Source organism: Azospirillum formosense, from assembly GCF_013340925.1.
In the GTDB taxonomy this organism is placed as follows: domain Bacteria; phylum Pseudomonadota; class Alphaproteobacteria; order Azospirillales; family Azospirillaceae; genus Azospirillum; species Azospirillum formosense.
In genome coordinates, this window is sequence record NZ_WHOR01000320.1 from 1 (window position 1) to 5,974 (window position 5,974).

General features: G+C 69.6%; 4 protein-coding genes. 2 read left to right on the forward strand and 2 right to left on the reverse strand.

All coding sequences use genetic code 11. The annotated features are described in order from the left end of the window. The first annotated feature begins 258 nt into the window (after positions 1-258). Entirely contained in the window at positions 259-1,278 is a 1,020-nt protein-coding gene (locus tag GBZ26_RS26125) for an SAM-dependent methyltransferase (RefSeq protein WP_174441338.1), read from the forward strand. On the opposite strand, the gene GBZ26_RS26130 is transcribed toward GBZ26_RS26125, so the two are convergent. Continuing rightward, positions 1,275-2,612, reverse strand: a complete 1,338-nt coding sequence (locus tag GBZ26_RS26130) for an ABC transporter substrate-binding protein (RefSeq protein ID WP_174441339.1) — start codon at positions 2,610-2,612, stop codon at positions 1,275-1,277. The two genes, GBZ26_RS26125 and GBZ26_RS26130, sit on opposite strands and share 4 nt — an antisense overlap. A gap of 248 nt (positions 2,613-2,860) precedes the next feature. On the opposite strand from GBZ26_RS26130, the gene acnA reads away from it, so the two are divergent. Next, on the forward strand, positions 2,861-5,551 hold the full coding sequence (gene acnA, locus GBZ26_RS26135) for an aconitate hydratase AcnA (protein WP_174441340.1): 2,691 nt from the start codon (positions 2,861-2,863) through the stop codon (positions 5,549-5,551). Positions 5,552-5,594: 43 nt separating this feature from the next. Here the strand turns inward: acnA and GBZ26_RS26140 are convergent. After that, positions 5,595-5,974 (reverse strand): LytTR family DNA-binding domain-containing protein (locus GBZ26_RS26140; RefSeq protein ID WP_174441341.1); only part of this gene is annotated, 380 nt, incomplete at its 5' end.

Genomic DNA, 5,974 nt, shown 5'->3' on the forward strand with positions numbered 1-5,974 from the left:
TGCAGGGCCATGCTGCAACGCGGCGCGCTTTGGCCGCTTTGCCGCGCGTCGCCTTCGGAGCCGCAAGCCATGGGTGTTGCGGAAATATTTCACAGTTAGATAAAATTTTCGCGACAGTTCAGGCAAGTCCTCTCCAACTGTTCGTGCTGGTTACTTGACTCGCCGACTGTTGAGGTCTACCTCTATATTGTGCGGTATCCGTTGATGCCGGCGGTGGCCGTCCTTCGTGGGGCAGCAATTTTGGAAACGCAGCGCCGGATGCGGCACAATTTTCAGGATAGGGAGCGCTGGCGCAATCCCGACTGGCGGACGAAATTCGTCGCCTGGTGGGAAGGCTACGACCTCGCCGCGCTGTCCCGCCTGGCCCGCACGGCCCCCGCTTCCCGCCTGCCCCTGCGCGGCCCGGTGGCGGCGCTGGGCTCCGCCACGCCGGCTACCGCCCTGCCGCCCGAGGCGCCGCGGGCCGACGCCGACCTGGAACGGCTGGAAAACCTGCAGTTGGACCGCCAGGGCGAACCGGTCTGGTCGGTCGCCCGCACGGAAGGGGCGCAGATGCTGTGGGGTCCGGACTGCGTCGGTCCCGGCGACTCGCAATGGATGGTCGAATCCGTCCGCTCCTTCGGGCTGAATCCGGCCAAGAGCGTGCTGGACCTCTCGGCGGGGCTGGGCGGGCCGGCGCGCGGCATCGTCGACAGCTACGACACCTGGGTGACCGGGCTGGAGATGTCGCCCCTGCTGGCCAAGCTGGGGATGGAGCGGTCCAAGGCGCTGGGCGTGTCGAAAAAGGCCCCGATCGGCCATTACGACCCAGAGCATTTCAACCAGGCGGGCGCCTTCGACCTCGTGCTGGCCGACCGGGTGATGCACCGGGTGCGCGACAAGGAGAATTTCCTCGACCGCGTCTGCGACTGCGTGAAGCCGAAGGGCGGCGTGCTGCTGTTCGATTACGTGATCGAGGGCACCCCGTCCTCCTGGGAGAGCTGGAACGGCTGGCGCGATTCCGAGCCGCTGGAGGTCTATCCTTGGTCGGCCACCCGCATGGCCGACGAGCTGACCCAGCGCAACCTCGACCTGCGCATTTCCGAGGATCTCACCCAGTTCCACCGCCGTCAGGCCGTGGAGCGGGTGCGCCGGCTGGGCGAGGCGCTGAAGACCGCCGCCCCCGAGCCCCGCGTGCTCAAGGCGCTGGCCCGCGAGCTGGCGCTGTGGTGGTCGCGCCTGCGCGTGCTGGGCAGCGGGTTGCGCTTCTGCCGCTACGTCGCGATGCGCCCAACTTAAGGCTTCTCCTCACAGGTCCGCGGTTCGATCTTGCGTTCCGCCGCGAAGCGCCGGGCCGACTCCGCCACCAGCTTGCGGATCAGGGCGCGGCGCGGCTCGATGGGGCCGGAGACGTCCAGCCAGCGCTCCCCGTCCCACTGCTGGACATGCAGGGGCGCGATCCCCTCATGGTCGGCGCAGGTGATGCGCAGCGGCTGCATGAACCCGTCCAGTCCCAGCGCCGCCAGCCGTTCGGCGGTCAGGTCCAGATGGTCGAAGCCCCAGGCCACCTGCGCCCCGGTCAGCGGCCGGCGCCCGTACTTGCCCTGCGCGGTGCGGATGGCCTCGACCAGGACGGCGGCGTTGAAGACCCCGCGGTTGTAGAGCACCGTGCCGATCTGGCCGGGGTCGCCGGCTCCCAGCCCGCGGTCGTGGACCTGCTCGCGGATGGCGCGGATCACCGGCAGGTCCGCGCCGGCGGCGTGGAAGGCCACCGCCTTGTAGCCGACCGCCGCGGCGCCGACCGGCCGGACGTCCAGCTCCGACCCGGCCCACCAGACGCCGATCATGCGGTCGACGGGGAAGCCGGCGGCGGCGGCCTCGCGCAGGGCGGTGGAGTTCTGCACGCCCCAGCCCCACAGGATCACGTAGTCGGGCCGGTAGTGGCGGGCGATCTGCGTCCACACGGCGCGCTGGTCCAGCCCCGGCGGGGCGACGGGGAAGCTGCGCATCTCGAAGCCCAGCGGGCCGCGCAGCGCCTCCAGCATGGGCAGCGGCTCCTTGCCGAAGGCGCTGTCGTGGTAGACGTAGGCGATTTTCCGCCCGCGCAGCCGCTCCGTCCCGCCCAGCTCCGTTGCGATGTGGCTGATCGCGGCGTCGATGCCCGTCCAATAGCTGGCCGGGGCGTTGACCGCGTAGGGGAAGACCCGCCCGTCCGACACGTCCGCCCGCCCGTAGCCGGAGGAGAAGACCGGGATGCGGTCGGCGGCCCCGCGCTCGATCAGGGCGTAGGTGATGCCGGTGGACAGCGGCAGGACGGCGGCGGCGCCGGTCGGCCCCTTGGCCTTCAGCCGCTCGTAGCAGTCCACCCCACGGTCGGTGTTGTAGCCGGTGTCGCACTCCTCCCAAACGATGGGCACGCCGCCGATGCCGCCGTCACGCCGGTTGATCAGCGTCAGATAGTCGGCCACGCCGTCGGCCAGCGGGATGCCGTAGGGCGCGTAGGGGCCGCTGCGGTAGACGAGGTGCGGGAAGAACTGCGCCCCTTGCGGCGGCTCCGGGGCGGCCTCGACCGGGGCGCACAGCAGCACCATCGCCAGGGCCACCGCCGCCAGGGCTGGGGCGCGCCATGCCATTCCGTTTCCTCCACCCGTCGCGCGCCGGGCCGCTCCGCCCGATCGCGTGGTAATCATTTCGCGCGATTCTAGTACGGACCGGCCCCGTTTCGCACGAAGAGAGCGCAGCCCCCACGCTTCCGCTTGCCTGCCCTTTGCAAGGCGCCGTTTGAAGGGGGGCGGGACCGGCACTAAATCAGGCGGTTGAGACATGCGGAAACCATGGCCGCCGCCCGGCCGGTCCGCCAATAACGCGAAGGAGGGGTACCGTGACGACGTTCACCGGTCAGGACTCGCTGAAAACCCGCCGTTCCCTGTCCGTCGGGGGCAAGAGCTACGATTATTTCAGCATCAAGGCCGCGGAGGACGCCGGACTGGGCGACCTCTCCCGGCTGCCCTATTCGATGAAGGTGCTGCTGGAGAATCTCCTGCGCTTCGAGGACGGGCGCACGGTGTCCACCGACGACGTCAAGGCGGTGGCCCAGTGGCTTCATGACAAGCGGTCCGATCGTGAGATCGCCTACCGCCCGGCGCGCGTGCTGATGCAGGACTTCACCGGCGTGCCGGCGGTCTGCGATCTGGCGGCGATGCGCGAGGCGATGGCCGCGCTGGGCGGCGATCCCAAGAAGATCAACCCGCTGGTGCCGGTCGATCTGGTCATCGACCATTCGGTGATGGTCGATTTCTTCGGCAACCCCTCCGCCTTCGAGAAGAATGTCGAGCTGGAGTTCGAGCGCAACCTGGAACGCTACGCCTTCCTGCGCTGGGGCCAGAAGGCCTTCGACAATTTCCGCGTCGTTCCGCCGGGCACCGGCATCTGCCATCAGGTGAACGTCGAGTATCTGGCGCAGGGCGTGTGGACCGACACCGACCCGGCGGGCAAGCTGGTCGCCTATCCCGACACGCTGGTCGGCACCGACAGCCACACCACCATGGTGAACGGGCTGGGCGTGCTCGGCTGGGGCGTCGGCGGCATCGAGGCGGAGGCGGCCATGCTCGGCCAGCCCATCTCCATGCTGATCCCCGAGGTCGTCGGCTTCAAGCTGACCGGGCGGCTGAAGGAGGGCACGACGGCCACCGACCTCGTGCTGACCGTCACCCAGATGCTGCGCAAGAAGGGTGTGGTCGGCAAGTTCGTGGAGTTCTACGGATCGGGCCTGGACCATCTGACGCTGGCCGACCGCGCCACCATCGGCAACATGGCCCCGGAATACGGCGCCACCTGCGGCATCTTCCCGATCGACGCGGAAACCATCCGCTACCTGACCTTCACCGGCCGCGACGCTGACCGCGTGGCGATGGTCGAGGCCTACGCCCGCGCCCAGGGCATGTGGCGCGACGCCGGCACGCCGGACCCCGTCTTCACCGACACGCTGGAACTGGACATGACGACGGTCGAACCGTCGCTGGCCGGCCCGAAGCGCCCGCAGGACCGCGTGCCGCTGTCCCAGGCGGCGCAGAGCTTCGGCGGCGATCTGGTCGGCACCTTCAAGGCGGAGGACGCCGACCGCTCCGTTCCGGTGAAGGGCTGCGGCTACAATCTCGACCAGGGGGCGGTGGTGATCGCCGCCATCACCTCCTGCACCAACACCTCCAACCCGGCGGTGCTGGTGGCCGCCGGCCTGCTGGCCCGCAAGGCGGTGGAGAAGGGGCTGAAATCGAAGCCCTGGGTCAAGACCTCGCTGGCGCCGGGCTCGCAGGTGGTCACCGACTATCTGGCCAAGGCCGGGCTCCAACCCTATCTCGACCAGCTCGGCTTCAACATCGTCGGCTACGGCTGCACCACCTGCATCGGCAACAGCGGCCCGCTGCCCGACCCCATCGCCGCGGCGGTGGAGGAGGGCAACCTCGTGGTCGCCGCGGTGCTGTCGGGCAACCGCAACTTCGAAGGCCGGGTGAACCCGCACACGCGGGCGAACTATCTGGCCTCGCCGCCGCTGTGCGTCGCCTACGCGCTGGCCGGCAACATGAAGATCGATTTGGCCAAGGACCCCATCGGCACCGGGCATGACGGCCAGCCCGTCTATCTGAAGGACATCTGGCCGACCAACCAGGAAGTCCAGGACGCCATCGCCGCCTCGCTGTCGGCGGAGATGTTCCGCAGCCGCTACGGCAACGTGTTCGAGGGGCCGGCGCAGTGGCGCGGCATCCAGACCGCCGAGGGCCAGACCTACGAGTGGCAGGCGGGCAGCACCTACGTGAAGCTGCCGCCCTTCTTCGCCGACATGCCGAAGACACCCGAGGCGGTGAGCGACGTGCGGGGCGCCCGCGCGCTGGCCGTGCTGGGCGACAGCATCACCACCGACCACATCTCGCCCGCCGGCTCGATCAAGAAGACCAGCCCGGCCGGCGAGTATCTGCTGAGCCATCAGGTGCGCCCACAGGACTTCAACTCCTACGGGGCGCGGCGCGGCAACCACGAGGTGATGATGCGCGGCACCTTCGCCAACATCCGCATCCGCAACGAGATGCTGGCGGGCGTGGAGGGCGGCGAGACCCGGCACTACCCCTCGGGCGAGCAGTTGCCGATCTACACCGCGGCCATGCGCTACGCCCAGGAGGGCGTGCCGCTGGTGGTGATCGCCGGCAAGGAGTACGGCACCGGCTCCAGCCGCGACTGGGCGGCCAAGGGCACCAAGCTGCTGGGCATTCGCGCGGTGATCGCCGAGAGCTTCGAGCGCATCCACCGCTCCAACCTCGTCGGGATGGGCATCCTGCCGTTGCAGTTCAAGGACGGTCTGACCCGCAACGATCTGGCGTTGGACGGCACCGAGACCTTCGACATCGACGGCATCGAGCAGGACCTGCGCCCGCGCAAGGACGTGACGATGACCATCACCCGCGCCGACGGGCAGACGCGGCAGGTGCCGCTGCTGCTGCGCATCGATACGGTGGACGAGGTGGAGTATTACCGGAACGGCGGCGTGCTGAACTTCGTCCTGCGCAACCTGGCGAAGTGACGGACCCCGACGGGGCCGTGGCTCACGGCCCCGTCGTCTTTGCCTAGATCTTCTCCACCCAGCCCGCCTCGCGGACCGCCGCCGCATGGCTGCGGCTGACCGGCACGCGACGGCCGTCGCGCAGGACCAGCACCAGCTTGCCGTCCGGCTTGCGTTCCACCCCGGCGACGGCCGCGGCAGCGACCCAGTGGGAGCGGTGGACCTGCATCCCGTCCAGCCCGGCCAGTTCCGCGATGGCGTCGCGCAGCCGCATCAGGATCAGGTCGCTTCCCTCCGCTGTGTGGGCGCGGACGTAATGGTCCTCCATCTCCAGCGCCAGCAGGTCCCGGCCGAGCCGCGCGGGCAGGCGGGCGAGGAAGGCGGGCTCCCGTGGCTCCGCCGGGGTTGCCGCCGCGCTGTTCGGGGCGGCAACCCCGGCGGAGC